General features: G+C 30.1%; 25 protein-coding genes. 18 read left to right on the forward strand and 7 right to left on the reverse strand.

Translation table 11 applies throughout. The features are described from left to right. Positions 1 to 2: 2 nt before the first annotated feature. Both ccoS and OLM55_RS10305 read right to left on the reverse strand, forming a co-directional pair. The gene (ccoS, locus tag OLM55_RS10300; RefSeq protein ID WP_264558819.1) at positions 3 to 188 is read right to left on the reverse strand and encodes a cbb3-type cytochrome oxidase assembly protein CcoS; all 186 of its coding nucleotides are present in this window, start codon (positions 186 to 188) and stop codon (positions 3 to 5) included. A gap of 75 nt (positions 189 to 263) precedes the next feature. After that, entirely contained in the window at positions 264 to 2,645 is a 2,382-nt protein-coding gene (locus tag OLM55_RS10305) for a heavy metal translocating P-type ATPase (protein ID WP_264558820.1), read from the reverse strand. Between the two features lie 109 nt (positions 2,646 to 2,754). Between OLM55_RS10305 and OLM55_RS10310 the strand changes: the two genes are divergently transcribed. After that, a complete protein-coding gene (locus tag OLM55_RS10310; protein ID WP_264558821.1) occupies positions 2,755 to 3,435 on the forward strand; it encodes a Crp/Fnr family transcriptional regulator in 681 nt (226 codons plus the stop codon). 31 nt (positions 3,436 to 3,466) lie between these two features. Here the strand turns inward: OLM55_RS10310 and OLM55_RS10315 are convergent, their stop codons facing one another. After that, on the reverse strand, positions 3,467 to 3,772 hold the full coding sequence (locus tag OLM55_RS10315) for a rhodanese-like domain-containing protein (RefSeq protein WP_264558822.1): 306 nt from the start codon (positions 3,770 to 3,772) through the stop codon (positions 3,467 to 3,469). Positions 3,773 to 3,897: 125 nt separating this feature from the next. On the opposite strand from OLM55_RS10315, the gene OLM55_RS10320 reads away from it, so the two are divergent. From OLM55_RS10320 to OLM55_RS10390, 15 genes are all read left to right on the forward strand, one after another. Beyond that, positions 3,898 to 4,350, forward strand: coding sequence for a MarR family winged helix-turn-helix transcriptional regulator (locus OLM55_RS10320; RefSeq protein ID WP_264558823.1), 453 nt, complete (start codon positions 3,898 to 3,900; stop codon positions 4,348 to 4,350). Between the two features lie 4 nt (positions 4,351 to 4,354). Beyond that, complete coding sequence (locus OLM55_RS10325) at positions 4,355 to 4,990, forward strand: NAD(P)H-dependent oxidoreductase (protein WP_264558824.1); 636 nt, start codon at positions 4,355 to 4,357, stop codon at positions 4,988 to 4,990. A 19-nt stretch (positions 4,991 to 5,009) separates the two neighbouring features. Beyond that, a complete protein-coding gene (locus tag OLM55_RS10330) occupies positions 5,010 to 5,573 on the forward strand; it encodes a YceI family protein (protein WP_264558825.1) in 564 nt (187 codons plus the stop codon). Between the two features lie 271 nt (positions 5,574 to 5,844). Then, the gene (locus OLM55_RS10335) at positions 5,845 to 7,245 is read left to right on the forward strand and encodes an anthranilate synthase component I family protein (RefSeq protein WP_264558826.1); all 1,401 of its coding nucleotides are present in this window, start codon (positions 5,845 to 5,847) and stop codon (positions 7,243 to 7,245) included. Between the two features lie 78 nt (positions 7,246 to 7,323). Then, entirely contained in the window at positions 7,324 to 7,887 is a 564-nt protein-coding gene (locus tag OLM55_RS10340) for an anthranilate synthase component II (RefSeq protein ID WP_264558827.1), read from the forward strand. 80 nt (positions 7,888 to 7,967) lie between these two features. Further along, complete coding sequence (trpD, locus tag OLM55_RS10345; protein WP_264558828.1) at positions 7,968 to 8,960, forward strand: anthranilate phosphoribosyltransferase; 993 nt, start codon at positions 7,968 to 7,970, stop codon at positions 8,958 to 8,960. A 1-nt stretch (position 8,961) separates the two neighbouring features. Beyond that, positions 8,962 to 9,747, forward strand: a complete 786-nt coding sequence (gene trpC, locus OLM55_RS10350; protein WP_264558829.1) for an indole-3-glycerol phosphate synthase TrpC — start codon at positions 8,962 to 8,964, stop codon at positions 9,745 to 9,747. Between the two features lie 152 nt (positions 9,748 to 9,899). Then, a complete protein-coding gene (locus OLM55_RS10355) occupies positions 9,900 to 10,541 on the forward strand; it encodes a phosphoribosylanthranilate isomerase (protein WP_264558830.1) in 642 nt (213 codons plus the stop codon). Further along, a complete protein-coding gene (gene trpB, locus OLM55_RS10360; RefSeq protein WP_264560621.1) occupies positions 10,531 to 11,712 on the forward strand; it encodes a tryptophan synthase subunit beta in 1,182 nt (393 codons plus the stop codon). The genes OLM55_RS10355 and trpB overlap by 11 nt, the downstream gene beginning before the upstream one ends. Before the next feature lie 126 nt (positions 11,713 to 11,838). Continuing rightward, on the forward strand, positions 11,839 to 12,603 hold the full coding sequence (gene trpA, locus OLM55_RS10365; protein WP_264558831.1) for a tryptophan synthase subunit alpha: 765 nt from the start codon (positions 11,839 to 11,841) through the stop codon (positions 12,601 to 12,603). Between the two features lie 174 nt (positions 12,604 to 12,777). Then, on the forward strand, positions 12,778 to 13,344 hold the full coding sequence (locus OLM55_RS10370) for an NfeD family protein (RefSeq protein WP_264558832.1): 567 nt from the start codon (positions 12,778 to 12,780) through the stop codon (positions 13,342 to 13,344). 19 nt (positions 13,345 to 13,363) lie between these two features. Continuing rightward, entirely contained in the window at positions 13,364 to 14,902 is a 1,539-nt protein-coding gene (locus OLM55_RS10375; RefSeq protein ID WP_264558833.1) for a flotillin family protein, read from the forward strand. 135 nt (positions 14,903 to 15,037) lie between these two features. Further along, positions 15,038 to 15,562: a CIA30 family protein gene (locus OLM55_RS10380; RefSeq protein WP_264558834.1), complete on the forward strand. Its 525-nt coding sequence runs from the start codon at positions 15,038 to 15,040 to the stop codon at positions 15,560 to 15,562. Positions 15,563 to 15,576: 14 nt separating this feature from the next. Further along, complete coding sequence (locus OLM55_RS10385) at positions 15,577 to 16,998, forward strand: SDR family oxidoreductase (protein WP_264558835.1); 1,422 nt, start codon at positions 15,577 to 15,579, stop codon at positions 16,996 to 16,998. A gap of 118 nt (positions 16,999 to 17,116) precedes the next feature. Continuing rightward, positions 17,117 to 17,914 carry an RluA family pseudouridine synthase gene (locus OLM55_RS10390; RefSeq protein WP_264558836.1) on the forward strand — a complete coding sequence of 266 codons (798 nt, stop codon included), beginning with the start codon at positions 17,117 to 17,119 and terminating at the stop codon, positions 17,912 to 17,914. 5 nt (positions 17,915 to 17,919) lie between these two features. On the opposite strand, the gene yaaA is transcribed toward OLM55_RS10390, so the two are convergent. The 3 genes from yaaA to OLM55_RS10405 form a co-directional block, all read right to left on the reverse strand. Further along, positions 17,920 to 18,678 carry a peroxide stress protein YaaA gene (yaaA, locus tag OLM55_RS10395; RefSeq protein ID WP_264558837.1) on the reverse strand — a complete coding sequence of 253 codons (759 nt, stop codon included), beginning with the start codon at positions 18,676 to 18,678 and terminating at the stop codon, positions 17,920 to 17,922. 122 nt (positions 18,679 to 18,800) lie between these two features. Next, positions 18,801 to 19,295 (reverse strand): hydrolase, encoded by a 495-nt coding sequence (locus OLM55_RS10400; protein ID WP_264558838.1) that lies wholly within the window; start codon positions 19,293 to 19,295, stop codon positions 18,801 to 18,803. An 11-nt stretch (positions 19,296 to 19,306) separates the two neighbouring features. Further along, positions 19,307 to 20,071, reverse strand: a complete 765-nt coding sequence (locus OLM55_RS10405; RefSeq protein ID WP_264558839.1) for an MBL fold metallo-hydrolase — start codon at positions 20,069 to 20,071, stop codon at positions 19,307 to 19,309. A gap of 117 nt (positions 20,072 to 20,188) precedes the next feature. Here OLM55_RS10405 and OLM55_RS10410 point away from each other — a divergent pair, with 117 nt between their 5' ends. Next, the gene (locus tag OLM55_RS10410; protein ID WP_264560622.1) at positions 20,189 to 21,652 is read left to right on the forward strand and encodes a TonB-dependent receptor; all 1,464 of its coding nucleotides are present in this window, start codon (positions 20,189 to 20,191) and stop codon (positions 21,650 to 21,652) included. 28 nt (positions 21,653 to 21,680) lie between these two features. Here OLM55_RS10410 and bcp read toward each other — a convergent pair whose 3' ends face one another. Continuing rightward, positions 21,681 to 22,133 (reverse strand): thioredoxin-dependent thiol peroxidase, encoded by a 453-nt coding sequence (bcp, locus tag OLM55_RS10415; protein ID WP_264558840.1) that lies wholly within the window; start codon positions 22,131 to 22,133, stop codon positions 21,681 to 21,683. A gap of 70 nt (positions 22,134 to 22,203) precedes the next feature. Between bcp and OLM55_RS10420 the strand changes: the two genes are divergently transcribed. Then, positions 22,204 to 22,860 (forward strand): endonuclease III domain-containing protein, encoded by a 657-nt coding sequence (locus OLM55_RS10420; protein WP_264558841.1) that lies wholly within the window; start codon positions 22,204 to 22,206, stop codon positions 22,858 to 22,860. Positions 22,861 to 22,864: the final 4 nt, after the last annotated feature.

Consider the following 22,864-nt stretch of genomic DNA (forward strand, 5'->3'; position numbering starts at 1 on the left):
AATTAATTAGTTTTATTTTTATCGGACTTTTTTAAATTATTCTTTACTAACTCGTCATCAAATAACATTCTGACTGATGGCGTATAATCGTCGTCATACTGACCTGACCTAACTGCTTTTATAAAAGCAAACAGAAAAACGACTGCAACTACTATACTTACTGTGATTAATATATAAATAACACTCATACCTTAAATTTATGTTAACAAAGTTACTCTTAGCTGAATTGAAATAATATGACAAATATCATATCTATAAAAATATTAATTATTTTCTTTTATTGCATAATAATTACTCATAATTGTTACAAAACTAACTACAGTTATTGAACTTAATGGCATTATAATAGCTGCAACAAGTGGTGATAGCTGACCAGTAATGGCAAATGTTAATCCTATGATATTATAAAGTAATGATAATCCAAAACTCATGTAAATTGTTTTCATTGCGTTTTTAGAATATTCTAAATAATATTCTAGTTTTGAAAACTGAGAAGCATCCATTATTCCATCGCAAGCTGGAGAGAATACATTTACATTTTCAGAAAGCGAAATACCTACATTACTTTGCGCTAAAGCTCCGGCGTCATTTAATCCATCACCAATCATCATAACATTCTTTCCTTTTTCTTGAAGATTTTTAATAAACTCTAGTTTTTGCTCTGGCTTTTGATTAAAGATAAGTTCTGTTCCATTAGGTAGTAATTCTTCAAGATTCTCTTTTTCTCCTTCATTATCTCCTGAAAGAATTTTTAGTTCATAATTAGCGCTTAATTTTTCAAATAATTCTACAATCCCGTTTCTATATTGGTTATCAAAAACAAAATATCCTTTATATTCATTTTCTATTTTAATGTGTACTTTAGTTTGTTTAGAATCTTTTTCTTCTAAAGTATTTACTAAACTTGACGAACCTATACTTATTTTAACTCCGTTAATTATTGAAATAATTCCTTTGCCGGTAATTTCTTCAAAAGCATCTAAATTAATTTTTTGAATTTCAGGTAGAAAATCATAAATCTTTCTACTCAAAGGATGATTAGAACCACGAATTGTATTTTTAATATATGTAATTTCAGTTTCAGACAATTCTATACCTAAATATTGAATTGCTGATTTAGAGTTTGATGTAATCGTTCCTGTTTTATCAAAAACTATAGTATCTACTTTAGCTAATTGTTCTATAACCATAGCATTTTTTAAATACATTTTTTGTTTTCCCATGATGCGTAAAACATTACCTAAGGTAAAAGGTGCTGTTAAAGCTAATGCACAAGGACAAGCAACAATTAAAACTGCTGTTAACACATTAAAAGCTGTTGAAACGTCAATAAATAACCAAAATACAAATACGACAATAGCTAATATTAATAATAATGGTGTAAAATAACGGCTCACTTTATCGGTAATACTTTTATGTTTTTGATCTATTTTTTTCTGAAAAACATCATTACTCCATAATTGCGTTAAATAACTTTGAGAAACCGAAAATAAAACTTCAAGCTCTACTACTTTTCCTATGATTTTTCCTCCAGCATATACTTTATCACCCGATTTTTTTTCAATTGGAATAGCTTCCCCAGTAACAAAACTATAATCAATTGAAGCATTTTCAGAAATTAAAATTCCATCAACCGGAATTAGCTCTTGATTACGAATCAGCAACCTATCTCCTTTTTCAATATCATAAACTTGTACTGGAATTTCTTTCCCATCATTAGTTAACTTAGTAATTGCAATAGGGAAATACGATTTATAGTCGCGTTCAAACGAAAGAAAACTATAGGTTTTTTGTTGAAATAATTTTCCAAGCAACATAAAGAAAACTAAGCCTGTTAAACTATCAAAGAAACCTTGCCCGTAATCAAAAATAATATCAACCGTACTTCTTACAAACATTACTATAATTCCTAAAGCAATAGGAATATCTATATTTAATACCTTAGATTTTATACTTTTATAAGCAGATACATAATAATCGCTTGCTGCATATAAAAATGAAGGTAGCGATAATGTAAAAATTAGCCAACGAAAGAAACCTCTGTATTGATTGATCCAAAATTCTTCAACTTCAAAATATTCTGGAAAAGATAAAAGCATGATATTTCCAAAACAGAAAAAAGCTACTCCTAATTTATAAATTAAACTACGATCTACATTTTTCTTTCCTGTTTCATAATTATCTAAACTAATATAAGGCTCATAACCTATTGAACTTAATAGATAAACAATATCTTTTAAGGAGGTTTTTGTTGGATTATAAGTGATTCTGACTTTCTTTTCAGGAAAATTTACCTGAGAAGTTATTATACCTTCTTGAAGCTTTTGTAAATTTTCCAAAATCCAAATACACGAACTACAGTGTATATGAGGAATGAAAAGTGAAACAATATTTGTTGTTTCTTCTTGAAATTCAAGAAGTTTTGAAATAATTTTTTCATCATCTAAAAAATCATATTTTCCATTAATCTCTTGTGGAGTTGCACCGGGTGCATTCTCAAAATCATAATAACAAGACAAATCATTTTGACTAAAAATTTCGTAAACAGTTTTACAACCATTACAACAAAAACTTTTATCATCAAAAATAATTTCTTCTTTTTTACTAAATTCTAATCCACAATGGAAACAATTTTTTGCATCCATAATTTGCTCATTTTACCTGTAACAAAGGTTACAATTGTTAATAATTAATAATATGATATTTGTCATACTTTAATTATCTTTGAAAAATAGTAAAAAATAAACTCTTTTTATGAGTAATTGTGATCAATGTATCGTTAGAAAAGTTAGCGCTTTAAAAGCACTTAATAAAGAACAATTAGTTAAAATGGCTAATTGTAAAACTTCTTACACTATTAAAAAAGGAGAGCCTATATTTCAAGAAGGTGAAACTTTAAATGGTGTTTTTTGTATAAAAGATGGAGTTTGTAAATTATCTAAGTTAAGTTCTAACGGTAAAGAGCAAATTTTAAAATTAGTTAAACCAGGAGAATTACTCGGTCAACGATCAATGATTAGTGAAGAATCAGCTAACCTTTCAGCTGTTGCATTAGAAGATATGCAAGTTTGTTTTGTTCCTAGAAATGAAATAATTGGTTTTTTTAATGAAAATAACCAGTTTTCTATGAATATAATGCAATCAATATGTGGTGATTTAAAAGACGCCGATGATCATATGGTGAATATGGCTCAAAAAACAGTAAAACAAAGATTGGCCGAAACCTTATTATATTTGGAAGAAACTTTTGGTACAAACGATGATAAAACTCTAAAAATTCAACTTTCTAGAGAAGAACTTGCCGGAATGATTGGTACAGCTACGGAAAGTTGTATTAGACTTTTATCTGAACTAAATAAAAACCAATATATTGAGATAATTGGTAAAAAAATAGCCATTAAAGATAAAAGTAAGCTTAAAAGATTAGCAGAATAAAAAAAAGAGGTTTTATATAAAACCTCTTTTTTTATTCTATTGGACCAATCCATTGAGAAAATCCACCAACTAAGTTAAATGTATTTTCAAAACCTAATTGTTGCATTATACCACAAGCATTTGCACTTCTTGCACCTGCAGCACAATATACATAATAGTTTTTTGTTTTATCTAACTCATCAACTAAGTAAACAAATCCTTGGCCTTTATAAATATCAAAATTTAAAGAACCTGGAATTTTTCCATGATTAACTTCATCTTCAGTTCTTACATCAATAATAACTCCTTTTTCATCTGTTAAATATTGATTCCACCACTCTTGCTGTTGTAAATTCATTTAATTATTTTTTTTTCAAATGTATAACCAAAATAATAATTTAAAAAATTTAATATTTTTTTAACACACATTTGTATATACAATAAAAAGATTTATATACATTTGTATCTACAAATAATGTAGTGATGAATATTGAAGAAGAAATAAAAAGTACAATTAAATTAAGTATTTCAAAAAAAGTAATTCTTAACTTAACAGTAACAAAAAATTTTATAGGAGATCGATTCAATGAATTATTAAAACCTTATGGTATTTCTAGTGAGCAATATAATGTATTACGAATTTTAAGAGGCCAAAGAGGAAATCCTTTGAATATGCAAGATATTCAAGAGCGAATGGTAACTAAAAACAGTAACACTACTCGTTTAATTGATAAACTTTTGCTAAAAGAAATGGTCATTAGAAATACTTGTCCAGAAAATAGACGAAAAATAGAAATCCAAATTACAGAAAACGGTTTAAATATACTTTCAGAATTGGATGAAATCATCGAAAAATATGAATTGTTAATTACTAAAAAACTAACAAACGAAGAACTAGAAACATTAAATATATTATTAGAAAAAATCAGAAATTAATTATATGAACACATTTATAGAAAATCAAAATTGGCGCTATGCTACTAAAAAATTTGATGTAACAAAAAAAATATCAAATGAAAATTTAGAAATCTTAAAAGAAGCTATTCGACTAAGCACTTCTTCATACGGACTTCAACCATATAAAGTCTTAATTGTTGAAAATCCAGAAATAAGAGCGCAATTACAACCCGTTTCATGGGGACAAGCACAAATTACAGAAGCCTCTCACTTATTTGTTTTTGCCAATATTATTGATGTTCAAGATATTCACATAGATGAATATATTTCTAATATTGCAAACACAAGAGATTTAAATATTGAAGATTTAAAAGGTTATGCCGATTTTATGAAATCTAAAATAACACCTTTAGAAACCAATAAAAAAGCAATTTGGACATCTAAGCAAACGTATTTGGCTTTAGCTAATTTAATGAATGCTGCTGCTGAATTAAAAATTGATGTTACTCCAATGGAAGGCTTTGAACCTGAAAAATACAATGAAATTCTAGGACTAAATGAATTAGGATTAAACGCTTCTTTAGTGGCAACTATTGGTTATAGACATGAAGAAGATCAAACACAATATTTTACAAAAGTTAGAAAATCAAATACCGAATTATTCACAATTATTAAATAATTAATTAAAAATTAAAAAAATGAACAACTTAAAAACAATTGCATTATCGCTAGTAGCATTGGTTTCTTTTACTGTAAATGCACAAACTAAAAAAATTGACACTAAGAAAAGTAATATTCACTGGATTGGGAAAAAAGTTACTGGTCAACATGATGGAACTATCGCTTTAAAAGCTGGAGCTCTAGTATTTAAAGGAAATAAATTAGCTGGTGGAAACTTTATTGTAGATATGACTACAATTAATACTACTGATTTAGATGGTGGAATGAAAGAAAAATTAGATGGACATTTAAAATCTGATGATTTCTTTGGAACAGAAAAATTTAAAACAGCTAATCTAGTTTTTAAAACTATTGCAGATAAAGGAAATAACAATTATACAGTAACTGCAGATTTAACAATTAAAGGAATTACAAATCCAATTTCTTTTGATATGAATGTTAACGGTAAAGTTGCAACAACTAAGTTAATAGTAGACAGAACAAAATATGATATCAAATATAAATCTGGAAACTTCTTTGAAAATTTAGGAGACAAAACTATTTATGATGATTTCGAATTAGAAGTGACTTTAAACTTCTAATACTTTTCATTTGCTATGAAATAAAGAAAGTTCAAAATTAATTTTTTGGACTTTTTTTATATAAAGTTTGTTTTTAAAAATAAAGTTTACATATATTTGCATATCAATTTATCAATATGAACACATTTTTAAATAACACTTGGTGGTGGAATAACTTACGTCAAACGTCGTGAGCAAATCCTGCTATAGTATAATTTAATTCAAATACATAGAAAAGGCTTGTCAATCACGACAAGCCTTTTTTTATTGCCAAATTTTAAAAATTCAATTAATGAAAACCTATAAATTAAATACAAAATTCAAACAAATTCTAGCAGATACAATTACTCCTGTTAGTGTATATTTGAAAATACGCGATAAATTTCCAAACAGCATTTTATTAGAAAGTTCAGATTATCATGGAAATGAAAATAGCTTTTCTTACATCTGTTTCAATCCAATTGCTTCTATAAAAGTAGAAAATAATAAAATTGAAACTAATTTTCCTGATGGATTTTCTGAAATAATTCCAATAGATAAAAATGTTAATGTCGCGAATGAAATTGAACTGTTTTCAAAACAATTCATTACTGATGAAAATAATTTTAAATTCATCAATCAAGGTCTTTTTGGTTATATAGCTTATGATGCAATTCAACATTTTGAAAAAATAGAAATTGATCAAAAGTCATCTGAAAATAAAATTCCTGAAATTTATTATGCAGTTTATCAAAATATAATTGCGATAAACCATTTCAAAAATGAAGCTTATATTTTTTGTCATTCGTATGAAAACCAAAACAACATAGCTGAAATCCAACAATTATTACAAGCAAAGAACTTTGCTTCTTTTAACTTTACGAAAAAGGGTGAAGTAGTTTCAAACTTAACAGATGCTGATTTTAATAATTATGTGACTTTAGCAAAAAAACACTGCCAACGTGGAGATGTATTCCAATTGGTTTTATCTAGACGTTTTTCACAAAATTTTAAAGGTGATGAGTTTAATGTGTATCGTGCTTTAAGAAGTATAAATCCTTCTCCTTACCTGTTCTATTTTGATTATGGAAATTTCAAAATATTTGGGTCTTCGCCCGAAGCGCAACTGGTTATTAAAGATAATCATGCCGAAATTCACCCAATCGCTGGAACTTTTAAACGAACAGGAAATGATGAAGATGACGCTATTTTAGCTAAGAAATTAAACGAAGATAAAAAAGAAAACAGCGAACACGTTATGTTGGTCGATTTAGCCAGAAACGATTTAAGCAGAAGTTGTAACGAAGTGAAAGTCGAAAAATATAAAGAAGTCCAGTTTTTCTCTCACGTAATTCATTTAGTTTCTAAAGTAACCGGAAAATTAAAACCTAATCATCCTTTTATGGAATTGGTTGCTAAAACGTTTCCAGCTGGAACTTTATCTGGTGCTCCAAAACACAAAGCCATGCAATTAATCGAATCAATCGAAAAAACAAATCGTAGTTTTTATGGTGGAGCGATTGGATTTATGGATTTTGAAGGTAATTTCAATCACGCAATTATGATTAGAAGCTTTTTAAGTAAAAATCATACCTTACACTTTCAAGCTGGTGCTGGAATTGTAGCTGATTCATCAGAAGAAAACGAAACACAAGAAGTTTATAATAAATTAGGAGCTTTGCAAAAAGCCTTGGATTTAGCAGAAAATATTTAATAATTAAAAAATTTAATGATTTAAAGATTAGCTAATTTTTCAATCTTTTAATCCTTCAATCTTACAATAAAACAAAATATGAAAATAGTAGTCATAGACAATTACGATAGTTTTACTTATAATTTAGTCCATTATTTAGAAGATTTGAATGCAGAAGTTACTGTTTTCCGTAACGATGAATTTGAATTAGATGAATTAGAAAAATTCGATAAAATATTACTATCTCCAGGTCCAGGAATTCCTAGTGAAGCAGGTTTATTGAAAGATGTAATTAAAAAGTTTGCACCCACAAAAAGCATCTTTGGGGTTTGTTTAGGTTTACAAGCCATTGGTGAAGTCTTTGGTGGGACTTTAACCAACTTAGAAAAAGTCTATCATGGTGTAGCTACAAAAGTCACGCAAACTGAAGACGATTTTATTTTCAATGATTTACCAAAAGAAACCGAAGTAGGTCGTTATCATTCTTGGGTGGTTTCAACTGAAAACCTTCCAGAAGATTTAATCATAACTAGTGTCGATGAAAACGGTCAAATTATGTCGATGAAACATAAAACTTATGATGTTCGTGGTGTGCAATATCATCCTGAAAGTGTCTTAACTCCAAATGGCAAAAAAATATTAGAAAATTGGCTTAAGAATTAGTGCTCAGTGTTCAGTAGTTAGTGTCCAGTCAATAAAAAATAAAATTAGCATCGAGAGATGCTGAAATAAATTCAGCATAAATGAAAACCATATTAAATAGATTAATCAATCACGAAATACTTTCTAAAGCAGAAGCCAAAGAGGTATTAGTCAACATATCAGAAGGAAATTACAATCCAAGTCAAATATCAGCATTCTTAACTGTTTACATGATGCGAAGCATTACCATCGAAGAACTTTCGGGTTTTCGTGAAGCTTTGTTGGAATTGTGTATTCCGGTAGATTTCTCTGCATACAACACTATTGATTTATGCGGAACAGGTGGTGATGGAAAAGATACTTTCAACATCTCCACTTTAGCTTCATTCATAGTTGCTGGAGCAGGAATAAAAGTCGCAAAACATGGAAATTACGGAGTTTCCTCTATTTCGGGTTCCAGTAATGTAATGGAAAAAATGGGCGTTAAATTCACAAATAACATTGACTTTTTAACCAAATCTATCGAAGAAACGAACATCGCAATTCTTCATGCCCCTTTATTTCACCCAGCTATGAAAAATGTTGGACCAATTCGAAAAGAATTAGGAGTTAAAACCTTTTTTAACATGTTAGGTCCAATGGTAAATCCATCGTTTCCAAAGAATCAAATGGTCGGTGTTTTTAGCTTAGAGTTAGCTCGAATGTATGCTTATTTATACCAAAACACTTCAACTAATTATAGCATTTTACATGGATTAAGTGGTTTTGACGAAGTTTCCTTAACGGATGATGTAAAGATAATTTCAAACCATTCAGAGCAAATTTTAAAACCTGTAGATTTTAACTTTCAACCTATAAAATTAGAAAGTATAAAAGGTGGAACTACAATTGATGAAGCAGCCAAAATTTTCCATAATGTAATTTCAGGAAAAGGTTCTGTAGAACAAAACAATGTGGTTTGTGCCAATGCTGCTGTAGCGATACAGACTATAGAAAAATCAAATTATGAAGATGCTTTAGCCAAAGCACAAGAGAGTCTAATAAGTGGGAAAGCATTTGGAAAATTAAGCCAATTAATCGCAATAAGTCAATAAAATGAATATTTTAGATAAAATCATAACCGACAAAAAAAGAGAAGTTGATCTAAAGAAAAGCATCATTCCTGTTTCCCAATTGGAAGCTTCTGTTTTATTTAATGGTAGAACAAATTCAATGGCCAAATTGCTAAAAAACAGTTTGTCAGGAATTATAACAGAACACAAACGTCGATCTCCTTCAAAATCAGTGATTAACAACAATCATTCTGTGGAAGATGTAGTTTTGGGCTATCAAAATGCTGGTGCTTGTGGAATTTCAGTTTTAACAGATGGAAAATATTTTGGTGGAAGTTTAGATGATTTATTGTTAGCCAAAGCTTCTGTAAGCATTCCATTATTGCGAAAAGAATTTGTGATTGATGAATATCAAATACTTGAAGCCAAAGCCAATGGTGCTGATGTAATCTTATTAATTGCAGCTGTTTTAACTCGTAAAGAAATTAAAAAATTATCTGAATTCGCACAAAGTTTAGCTTTAGAAGTTTTATTAGAAGTGCATAATCATGAAGAATTAGAAAAGTCTATTATGCCCAGTTTAGACATGATTGGTGTCAACAATAGAAATCTAAAAACCTTTGAAGTAAGTTTGGATTATAGTAAAGAATTAGCCAATCAAATTCCAGATGATTTTGTAAAAGTTTCAGAAAGTGGCATAAGTTCTGTTGAAGCAGTAAAAGATTTGCAAAAATTTGGCTATCAAGGTTTTTTAATGGGAGAACATTTTATGAAAACCGATAATCCGGGCGTTGAAGCAAAAAAATTTATTCATCAACTAACTCGTTAAATATTTTAACCACATAGAAACATAGAACAAACTGAATAAGACTTTTTTAAGTCCAAAAATAGAATCACATAGTACTATGTAAACTTTGAAAAGTGTAACAACTTATCAACGGAATTAAAATCTATGTGCCTATGTGTTTTAAAAAAATAAGTATGAAAAACGTTAAACTAAAAATATGCGGCATGAAATATCCTGAAAACATTCAGGAAATTGCTGCTTTGAAACCTGATTATTTAGGGTTTATTTTTTGGGATCAATCTATACGAAAAATGGATTTTGAGACTTTACCTAAAATCCCTTTAAATATAAAAAAAGTAGGTGTTTTTGTCGATGAATCAATTCATGAAATTTTCTCAAAAATAAACCAGTTTAAACTTGATGCAGTTCAACTTCATGGAAATGAAAATATTATATTTTGTAAAAATGTAAAAAAAATTGGTATTGAAGTTATTAAATCTTTTTCAGTTGATAATGATTTCGACTTCAATTCAATTAAAGAATACGAACCTTTTGTTGATTACTTTCTTTTTGATACCAAAGGAAAATTACCTGGAGGAAACGGAATTTCTTTCGATTGGAAAGTCTTAGAAAATTACTCTTTTGAAAAGCCTTACTTTTTGAGTGGTGGAATTGGAATAACTGAAGTTGATGCAGTAAAAGACTTTTTAAAAACAGAAGCTTCAAAAAAATGTATTGCAATTGATGTAAACAGTCGATTTGAAACTAAACCAGGATATAAAAGTAAAATTAAACTCAAAAAATTTAAAAAATCACTTTATGAAATTGAAATATAACGTAGACGAAAACGGATTTTACGGAAAATTTGGTGGTGCTTTCATTCCTGAAATGCTCTTTCCAAATGTTGAAGAATTAAAAGAAAATTACCTAAAAATAATGACTGAACCTTCTTTTCAAGAAGAGTTTAATTCATTATTACAACAATATGTGGGTCGACCTACTCCACTCTATTTTGCAAAACGTTTATCTGAAAAATACAACACTAAAATTTATTTAAAACGAGAAGATTTATGCCATACAGGCGCTCATAAAGTAAACAACACAATTGGGCAAATTTTAATGGCAAAACGTTTAGGAAAAACTAGAATCATTGCCGAAACTGGTGCAGGTCAACATGGTGTAGCTACAGCAACCGTTTGTGCATTAATGGGTTTAGAGTGTATCGTTTACATGGGTGAAGTTGACATCAAACGTCAAGCTCCCAATGTGGCTCGAATGAAAATGTTGGGAGCAGAAGTTCGACCTGCAACTTCGGGGTCGAAAACATTAAAAGATGCTACAAACGAAGCCATTCGTGATTGGATTAACAATCCTGTAGACACTTTTTATATCATTGGCTCTGTTGTTGGTCCACATCCTTATCCTGATATGGTTGCGAAGTTTCAAAGTGTAATTTCTAAAGAGATTAAAATGCAATTACAAGAACAAGAAGGAAAAGAAAATCCAGATTATGTAATTGCTTGTGTAGGTGGCGGAAGTAACGCTGCTGGAGCTTTTTACGAATTTTTAGAAGACGAATCGGTAAAATTAATCGCTGTGGAAGCTGCTGGTCATGGAGTAGATTCAGGTGAAAGTGCAGCGACTTCTGTATTAGGAAAAATCGGAATTATTCACGGAAGTAAAACCTTGTTGATGCAAACCGAAGACGGACAAATCACGGAACCTTATTCTATTTCTGCAGGTTTAGATTATCCAGGTGTTGGTCCGTTACATGCGCATTTACATGATGTTAATCGCGCTGAATTTATTGCTATTACCGACAAAGAAGCGATGCAATCAGGTTTAGAGATTTCTAAAATGGAAGGAATTATTCCAGCAATTGAAACAGCGCATGCTTTTGCAGTTTTAGATAAAAAACAATTCAAACCAAACGATATTGTAGTCATCAACTTATCAGGTAGAGGCGATAAAGATTTGAATACTTATATAGATTATTTTAATTTTTAATTTGCTTATTACGTCAGTTCGAGTGTTTTTTGTTTCGCTTCTCGATACATCAACCAAAGGCTTCAACTCGAACTAACGAAACAAAAAATATATCGAGAACAAATAAATTATTGTAAGAACTCAAAAATGAACAGAATAAATACAACACTACAACAAAACAACAAACTGCTTTCAATTTATTTTACAGCAGGTTATCCCAAAATAAATGATACAGTTTCCATCATTCAAGAATTGGAGAAAAATGGTGTGGATATGATTGAAATTGGATTGCCTTTTTCTGATCCTTTAGCCGATGGACCAACCATTCAGGAAAGTTCGACTATTGCTATTGAAAACGGAATGACGACTTCTCTCCTATTTGAACAATTGAAAGACATTCGAAAAACAGTTCAAATTCCCTTAATTATTATGGGCTATTTTAATCCGATGATGCAATTTGGAATGGAACAATTTTGTAAAAAATGTGCAGAAGTTGGCATTGATGGTTTAATCATTCCTGATTTACCTTTACATGTTTATGAAAATGAACACAAATCTATTTTTGAAAAATATGACCTAAAAAATGTTTTTCTTATCACTCCACAAACTTCAAACGAACGCATTACTCAAATTGATGCTATTTCAGATAGTTTTATTTATATGGTGAGTTCAGCTGCAGTTACTGGAAGTCAATCTGGTTTTGGTGACGAACAAATGGATTATTTTAAACGAATTGCTGATTTAAATCTAAAAAATTCCCAAATTGTTGGTTTCGGAATTAAAGATAAAGAAACCTTTACGCAAGCCACAAAACATCAAAAAGGTGCCATTATTGGGAGTACTTTTATTAAATTTCTCAAAACAAATAAGATAACTGCAATTAATAATTTTGTAAAAGGGCTTAAAATTTAAATACATTAAGTCCTTAATAACTTTTAAAATTGAAATTGTAGTTGAATTTGATTCTTAAAATTGTAGTTGTTTTTTGAAATTGCAATTGATTTTTTGAAATTGCAATTGATTTTTTTAAACATTTGTAACTTTTTATAAAATTAGTCGTATAATTACTACAACTAACTTACAACTATGGATTTTTTAGAAAATTATGAGCCATTACTTAAGGCTTTTTGGTACATCGCATTACCTGTGAGTATTTTCTTTGGACTTCAAACTATTATGACCTTTATTGGACTAAGTGGCGGCGAAACTGACGTTGATATGGATGCTGATGGAAATGATACGGGAGATATGCCATTTGAAATTTTTACACTTCGTAATTTGATCAACTTTTTGTTAGGATTCAGTTGGACGGGAATTTCTTTGTACAACAAATTCGAAAACAAAACCGTTTTAATTATCATTTCAGTACTAGTAGGAGTTGCATTTGTTGCAGTGTTCTTCTTTTTAATTAAGCAAATTCTTAAATTGTCTGAAGATAATAGCTTTAAAATTGAAAACACCATTAACAAAACAGCCGATGTGTATTTAACCATTCCAGAAAGTAAATCAGGAAAAGGAAAAGTACAAATTAGTGTCAACGGAAGTTTCCACGAGCTTGATGCTATGACATTAAGTACAGAAAAAATTTCGTCAGGAGCTGTAATTAAAGTAATTGCTGTAGAAAACAACATCCTTATTGTAGAAAAACTTTAATCCTTTTATTATAACAACTATGTCTGAATTAATTATTATTGTCGTAGCCGCATTTGTGCTATTCGTTACTTTTTTGACTTTAATTTCGCGTTACAAAAGATGTCCTTCGGATAAGATCTTAGTAATTTATGGTCGTACTGGTGGTACTTCTGCGAAATGTGTACACGGTGGTGGTGCCTTTATTTGGCCAGTTATTCAAGATTATCAATACTTGGATTTAAAGCCAATTTCAATTGAAGCAAACTTAACCAATGCACTTTCTCGTCAAAACATTCGTGTAGATGTTCCGTGTCGTTTTACGATTGCTATTTCAACTGAAAGCGATAGTATGAATACCGCTGCTGAACGTTTATTAGGACTTTCTCCAGATCAAATTCAGGAATTGGCAAAAGATATTCTTTTCGGACAATTGCGTTTGGTTATTGCAACGATGACTATTGAAGAAATCAACTCGGATAGAGATAAATTTCTAGATAATATTTCTAAAAATGTAGATTCTGAATTAAAGAAAATTGGTTTAAAGTTAATCAACGTTAACGTTACCGACATTAAAGACGAATCAGGATATATTGAAGCGCTTGGTAAAGAAGCTGCTGCAAAAGCAATCAACGAAGCTAAAATTTCGGTTGCTGAGCAAGAAAAAATTGGAGAAACAGGTAAAGCAATGGCCGATCGTGAAAAAGATGTTCAAATTGCTGAAACTCATAGAGATCGCGACGTTAAAATTGCGATTACCAATAAAGACAGAGAAGTTAGTATTGCTGCAGCTTTTAAAGATGAAAGTATTGGTAAAGCGGAAGCCCAAAGAGATACTCGTGTAAAAACATCTGAAGCAAATGCAATTGCTATTCAAGGAGAAAATGAGGCGAAAATTGCTATTGCAAAATCGGAAGCAACAAGAAGAGAACGTGAAGCAGAAGCATTGCGTATTGCCTTAGCTTCTGAAAAAGTACAAAGTGCAAAAGCGTTAGAGGAATCATACGTTGCAGAAAAATTAGCAGAAAATGCTCGTGCCGAAAGAGAACGTTCTACTCAAAATGCAAACGTGGTAATTCCTGCTGAAATTGCAAAACAAAAAGCAATTATTGATGCTCAAGCGGAAGCAGAACGTATTCGTGTGCAAGCAAAAGGTGAAGCTGATGCAATTTTTGCAAAAATGGAAGCTGAAGCAAAAGGTTTATATGAAATATTAACCAAACAAGCAGAAGGTTACCGCGAAGTAGTTGGTGCTGCTGGTGGCGATCCAACAAAAGCATTCCAATTATTGTTAATTGAAAAATTACCCGAATTGGTTAAAACACAAGTGGAAGCGGTTAAAAATATTAAAATTGATAAAATTACCGTTTGGGATTCTGGAAACAACCAAGATGGAAACGGTTCAACCGCTAATTTTGTTAGCGGAATGATGAAAACAGTTCCTCCATTAAACGACTTGTTTAATATGGCTGGTTTAAATTTACCAACCTATTTAAAAGGCGATGACAAAACTGAAGATGCAAAACCAACTAAGGTTGTTGATGCTTCAGATGACATTACGCCAACTGAAGAAGTGAAGTAGTTTCATTAAAATAAATTAATTAAAAAATCCCGAGTGAAAGCTTGGGATTTTTTATACTTAAACACTGTATAAAAGCCTGTTAAATTCTTTTCAATGAAAAAAAATTGGTTTAAATTTAAATGAAATTAGAATATTATGAATTTAGCCCTACTTCTACTCTTTACATTTATGAACAGTACAATAATTTACGACTTTAACAAAGATTGTTCTAGAAGTGACTGGAGAATAATTGACGACGGCGTAATGGGTGGTGAATCTCAAGGAAAGTTTTCCATTGATGCAGATGGAAATGGCATTTTTAGTGGAACCGTTTCTTTAGAAAATAATGGTGGGTTTTCATCGGTTCGTCATCAATTTGATAAAGTTAATTGTACGAAAGATAGTAAAGTACTCATTCGTTTAAAAGGTGATGGTAAAGAATATCAATTCAGAATTAAAGATAAATCAAACTCATATTATTCCTATATTTTCACTTTTAAAACTTCTGGCAATTGGGAAACCATAGAAATAAAACTAAGTGATTTATATCCTTCGTTTAGAGGAAGAAAACTAAATTTACCTAATTTCAACAGTGATTCTTTTGAAGAGATAGTATTTTTAATAGCCAACAAAAAAAACGAATCTTTTAAACTTACTTTAGATAAAATTGAGCTAAAATAAATCAACCGCTTTAGATGAAAATATTACTTACAGGAGCAACAGGATATATTGGAAAACGACTTCTCCCCGTTTTAGTAGAATTAGGTCATGAAGTTATTTGTTGTGTAAGAGATGTAAAACGATTTAATCCGCCTGAATCTCTAAAGCAAAACATAAGCATATTAAAACTTGACTTATTAGACGAAAAGTCTTTAGAAAATATTCCATCCGATATTGATGCTGCTTACTATTTGGTTCACTCGATGTCTTCTTCAGATGACTACGATTCTTTAGAAGCATTATCTGCAATAAACTTTAGAAACGCTTTAAAGAAAACTAATGTAAAACAGGTTATTTATTTAAGTGGAATTGTAAACGAAGTAAACCTTTCTAAACACTTAACTTCCAGAAAAAATGTAGAAACTGAATTGGGTAAAGCTTCTTACAACTTAACGGTATTTAGAGCCGGAATTATTATTGGCTCTGGTAGTGCTTCTTTTGAAATTATAAGAGATTTAGTGGAAAAATTGCCTATAATGGTAACCCCAAAATGGTTACATACAAAATGCCAACCTATAGGAATTACTGATGTTATTACATTTCTAACCAAATCATTAGGCAATCCTCAAACATACAATGAAAATTTTGACATAGGCGGACCAGATATTTTGTCTTATAAAAATATGCTTTTAGAATTTGGAAGAGTACGAAATTTAAAAAGAAAAATATACATTATTCCCATTATGACACCTAAGCTTTCATCATACTGGCTTTATTTTGTAACTTCTACATCATATAAATTAGCAACTTCTTTAGTGCACAGCATGAAAATTGAAGTTGTTTGTAGAGACAATAGAATTAACGAAATTTTAAACTTTACACCTATAAGTTATAGAGAAGCATTAAAAAAAGCTTTTCATAAAATTGAAAATAACGAAATCATTTCAAGTTGGAAAGATGCCTATAGCAGTAGTGGTTTAAATTTTAACATCTCCGACTTTATTCAAGTGCCAACTTTTGGTTGTTTTAAAGACCACAAAACCATAACCATAGAAAACAAAGCAGTTTGCATTGATAGAATATGGAGTATTGGTGGAAAAACCGGTTGGTACTACGGTAACTTTTTATGGAAAACAAGAGGTTTTATAGATAAAATATTTGGAGGAGTTGGCTTAAGGCGAGGTAGAACAAATACAACGACTATAAATGTTGGAGATACAATTGACTTCTGGCGTGTTTTATATGCAAATAAAGAAGAAGGGCGTTTGCTTTTATTTGCAGAAATGAAATTACCGGGTGAAGCTTGGCTAGAGTTTAAAATAGTAAACAACCAACTTATACAAACAGCTACCTTTAGACCCTTAGGCTTAGCAGGAAGATTATATTGGTACTCTGTTTTACCTTTTCATGGCTTCATTTTTAAAGGTATGATAAAGCAACTCGCTAAAACATCATAATGAAAAACGCCTCTTTTTAAGAAATAGAAATAAAAACATTATTAAATCAATTGAAACCCATATCGTTCCAACGCTAATTGCTCCTGTTCGCTTACAAGAATATGGAGTTGGAATTTTCATGTTGGCATTAACCAAGTCGGCTTTAAAAAAAGCACTTAAGAAAAACTATATTACTGTAAACGGCAACATTGCCACAACCGCAACCTTAATCAAAGGCGGAGAAACTATAATCTTAACTATTCCGGAAGAAGCAAGTAAGCAAAGAAAGTTGGTATTTCCGCTTACTGTGTTGTATGAAGATGCATTTTTAGCCATTATTCATAAACCTGCAGGAATTTTAGTAAGCGGTAACGGTTTTAAAACCATTGCAAATGCATTGCCACAAAACCTAAAACAAAGTCCACTTGCAGATGCTACCAAACCACAGCCTGTACATCGATTAGATTATGCCACAACTGGCGTATTATTAGTAGGTAAAACAAGTACTAGTATTCGTATTTTAAATGAACTATTTGAAGAAAAAAAGATTCAAAAAACATATTATGCCGTTACCATTGGTGAAATGCAAACTCATGGTATTATTAAAGATGAAGTCGACGGTAAAGAATCTAAATCGAGTTATAAAGTACTTGCAACACTAAATTCAGAACGTTTTGGTAAGCTTAATTTAGTACAATTGAATCCGTGTACAGGCAGAAGACATCAATTGCGCATTCATTTGGCCAGTATAGGAAATCCTATTTTAGGAGATAAAACCTATGGAACAGAACCCTTAATTTTAAATGGAAAAGGTTTGTATTTACATGCCTATTCTTTACAGTTTACCCATCCTTTTACCTACGAAAATATTCATATAAAAGATGAATTTCCAGAACGTTTTCAAAAACTATTTGCTGTACAATTAGCAACACTTTAGCTTATCTATCTCGTAAAAACCAACTTATTTCCTTTAGATAAATTGGCATCAAACGCATAACCATCGTAATTAAATTGTTTTAAATCATCAATGGTTTCTGCATTGGTATCAATAATATAACGTACCATTAATCCCCTAGCCTTTTTAGCGAAGAAACTAATCATTTTTAATTTTCCTTCTTTATAATCTTTAAATTCTGGCGTAATGACAGCTACTTTTAACGCTTTGGTATCAATGGCGCTAAAATATTCGTTACTCGCTAAATTAATAAACAATTCATCTTTAGAAAGTTCTTTGTTTAAAGCATCAGTAATTGTTTTTTTCCAAAATTCATATAAATTCTTCTTTGCACCAATTTCAATTTTTGTTCCCATTTCTAAACGATATGGTTGCATTAAATCAAGTGGCTTAAGCATACCATACAATCCTGATAAAATTCTCAATTTATCTTGTAAAATAGTTAATTTTTCTTCTGGAATTGTATATGAATCTAAACCTGTATATACATCGCCATTAAAAGCAAAAATTGCCGGTCGTGCATTTTCAGAAGTAAAAGGAATTGCCCAATCTTGGTTACGTTGCCAATTTAAATCGGCCAACTTATCTGAAATTGACATTAATTCCATCAATTGCTTTGGTTTTTTCTTTTTCAAAACCTTTTGTACGGTTTCTGATTTCTTTAAAAATTCAGATTCCGTAAATAATTTAGTAGGTAATTTAGCTTCAAAATCCAATGACTTTGCTGGAGATATAACAATTTTCATTTTTTTTATTTATTTCAAAAGTACAAATAAACGAATTAAAATCATATACGTTGAAATTGCAATTTTCGATTTCAAAATAGTTTTTTCTTATAAAAAAAGCTCCAAAATTGGAGCTTTAAATATTATTTCATTGATTGTTTTTCATACATAATGGTTTCTACCGTTTCAAAATCGGTTGGTTTATCATCATTATGAAAATATTTTATTAAAACTTGCCCCCATAAACTAGAATTAGAATATTCGGCAATAATCCATCTATGGTTTAACATTTTTGCTTTATTAATAATAAATGGCTTTCCGTCAATTGGTTCATAAGGAACTAATTTATTACCTTCTTTATTTGTATTTAATGTAACTAAATCTTCATTAATTTTAGCCATTACTTTTGGGTAATCTAAATTTTTATTGTAAAAATAATCTTGTGCGTCTTGATCTGTTTCAATAGAAAAATAATCGCTTGCTTTTAATGAATCGATAGAAACATTAGCCGCTTTTAAGCTTTCCTTCATTCTAATAACGTCAGCATCTTTAGCTTTTAAAATTTTGTTTGAATTAACGTATAAAAAAACATTTATCAATAACGAAAAGATAAATAAATACATGAATGTGTTTTTCATAAAAAATGAGTTTAAATTGAAATTTCTAAATTATCATATGCTACATAAACGTTATTTGGGAGTTTTTGTTGTATATCTTCATGAAATCCAAATAAGTGACTTATGTGTGTTAAATAGGCCTTTTGGGGCTGAACCAAAGATATAAAATCTAAAGCTTCTTGTAAATTAAAATGTGTATTATGATGCTCTTCACGTAAGCAATTAATTACCAATATTTTACAATTAATAATTTTATTTATTTCATCTTGAGAAATGGTTTTAACATCGGTTAAATACACAAAATCTTCTATTTTATATCCAAAAACCTGTAAACTTCCATGAAAAGCATTGATTGGAACAACTCGTATATTGTTTACACTAAATGGAACGTTTTCTTTTACTTCATGTGTTTGTACAGAAGGAGCTCCAGGATATTTATTTTCCGTTTCAAAAATATAATCAAAACGCTTTTCTAAATTTTGAATTACTCTTTGATGAGCATATACAGAAAGAGCACCTTGTTTAAAGTTAAAAGGACGAATATCGTCTAAACCGGCAGTATGATCTGAATGTTCATGAGTAAATAAAATGGCATCAATTTTTGAACATTTAGAAGCTAACATTTGTTGTCTAAAATCTGGCCCACAATCAATTACAAAAGAAAAACTATTAGAATAAACCCAAACAGAAACCCTTAATCTTTTGTCTTTTAAATCTTCACTTAAACAAACGGGGTGATTGCTTCCAATGACGGGAATCCCCTGTGATGTACCTGTTCCTAAGAAATAAACCTTCAATGTTATATTTTTACACAAAAATAAGAATAATTACCTAAATTTTTAACAAAATGATTAACTTTGCAGTAAATAAGATTACTTAAAATTGACCCAAAATTACTGTTATATATGAAAAGTATTGTAACCGACATAAAATTAAGTGGAGATAAAATAATAGAGCAAATTCCTTCTCTTAAGGATAAAGCACTAAGAATTAATCTTAATGAGTATATATATGGTACTTTTTCTGAGATTGGTGCAGGTCAAGAAACTGTTCGTCACTTTTTTAGAGCTGGAGCATCTTCTGGAACAATTGCAAAAGCAATGTCTGCTTATGATAAAGATTTTAGTGATGCTATTTATGGTGTAGAAGATGATGGACGATATGTAACCGAAAGTAGGTTGCGAAAAATGCTTTCACATGAATCTAACTTAATGGAAGAGCGTTTATTAAGAGATAAACATCCTAATAAATTATTCTTTACTTACGCAAATACAGTTGCTACAATAGATTTTGCAAAACAATATAAAGGGCACGGTTGGGTAGGAATACGCTATCAAGTAGAACCAAATGAAGAGTATAATGAAATTTTATTACATATCCGTTTTAAGGAAACAGATGCTAAACTACAACAAGAAACTCTTGGTATTTTAGGTGTAAATTTAATTTATGGTGCATTTTATAAATACAACGATCCAAAAAAATTATTACGCTATTTATACGATCATTTAGATAAAGATCAGTTAGAAATTGATACCATTAATTTCTCTGGACCTCGTTTTGCCGAAGTTGATAATCGCTTAATGAGTTTGCAATTGGTTAAAAATGGTATGACCGATGCTGTAATGTTTGGTCCAGACGGGAACAACATTCTACCAGCTGCTGTTTTATACAAAAAAAATATTTTAGCTTTAAGAGGAAGTTTTAGGCCTGTTACTAAGGTAAATATGAACATGTTTAAGAAGTCATATAACATGTTTATTGAAGAGAAAAAAGTTGATAAAGAAAATACATTTGTGATTTTTGAAATTACCCTATCTAACTTAAAAGCGGAAGGTGAAATTGATGAGAGAGACTTTTTAGATAGAGCAGAATTACTTTGTTCTCTAGGACAAACAGTAATGATTTCTAATTTCCAAGAATACTTTAAAGTAGTAGAATATTTTTCTAATTATACAAAAGCTCGCATGGGGCTTGCAATGGGAGTTAATAATCTTGTAGATATATTTGACGAAAAATATTACCGCCATTTATCTGGAGGTATTCTGGAAGCTTTTGGTAAATTATTCTACAGAGATTTAAAAGTATACTTGTATCCTATGAAAGATGAGGATGGATCAATTATCAATTCAGATAATTTAAAAGTACATCCAAGAATGAAAGAGTTGTATAAGTTCTTTAAATTTAATGGTAAAGTAGTTGATATTGAAGATTTTGAAGAAAAAAATCTAGAAATATTTTCTAGAAAAGTACTAAAAATGATTACCAATAACGAAGAAGGTTGGGAAGAAATGCTTCCTGAAGGTATTTCTGAAATTATAAAAACGCACAATTTGTTTGGTTATGATCCTACAAAACAAATAGCAGAAAAAACAAACTAAAAAAATCCCGCAATTGCGGGATTTTTTATTAATCTAGTATTTGCTCTGCGTGGGCTTTTGTTTTTACTTTCTCAATAACATCAGTTAAAATACCATTTTCATCAATTACAAAAGTAGTTCTATGAATTCCATCATACTCTTTACCCATAAATTTTTTTGGTCCCCAAACACCAAATGCCTCAATAACCGATTTTTCTTCGTCAGCTAAAAGCGGAAAAGGTAATTTATTTTTCTCAATAAAATTTGCTTGGCGTTTAGCACTATCAGCACTAACTCCAAGAATTTCATAATTATTTGCTTTAAAGCGTTCAAAATTATCTCTTAAATCACATGCTTCAGCCGTACAACCAGGCGTACTTGCTTTTGGATAAAAGAAAACTACTAATTTTTTTCCTTTATAATCAGATAAAGAATGTTGTTTTCCATTTTGATCTAATCCTGAAAAATTTGGAGCCTTATCTCCTATTTTTAAAGTTGTCATTTTATATTTTGTTTAATTTGTATTAAGTGTAACTTTGTTAAAAGTTGTAATAAACTATAAAAGTACAAAAATGACAAAGAACGAAAAAGTAACATTTGTTATAAATACGTTAAACGAATTATATCCAGAGATTCCAATTCCTTTAGATCATAAAGATCCATACACCTTATTGATTGCCGTTTTACTTTCAGCACAATGTACAGATGTAAGGGTAAATCAAATTACACCACTTTTGTTTGCAAAGGCTGATAATCCGTATGATATGATAAAAATGAGTGTGGAAGAAATTAAGGAAATTATAAAACCTTGCGGACTTTCTCCTATGAAATCAAAAGGAATTCACGGATTATCACATATATTAATTGACAAACATAATGGAGAAGTTCCTCAAAGCTTTGAAGCTTTAGAAGAATTACCAGCCGTTGGACATAAAACAGCAAGTGTTGTTATGAGTCAAGCTTTTGGGGTTCCTGCATTTCCAGTTGATACTCATATTCATCGTTTAATGTACCGTTGGAACTTAACCAATGGAAAAAATGTTCAGCAAACTGAAAAAGATGCAAAGCGTATTTTCCCAAAAGAACTTTGGAACGATTTACACTTACAAATTATTTGGTACGGAAGAGAATATTCTCCAGCACGTGGTTGGGATTTAGAGAAAGATATTATCACTAAAACTATTGGTAGAAAATCGATTTTAGATGAGTACAACAAAAAAGCCTCGTAATCTG

This window comes from Flavobacterium sp. N2270 (assembly GCF_025947225.1).
Lineage (GTDB): Bacteria > Bacteroidota > Bacteroidia > Flavobacteriales > Flavobacteriaceae > Flavobacterium.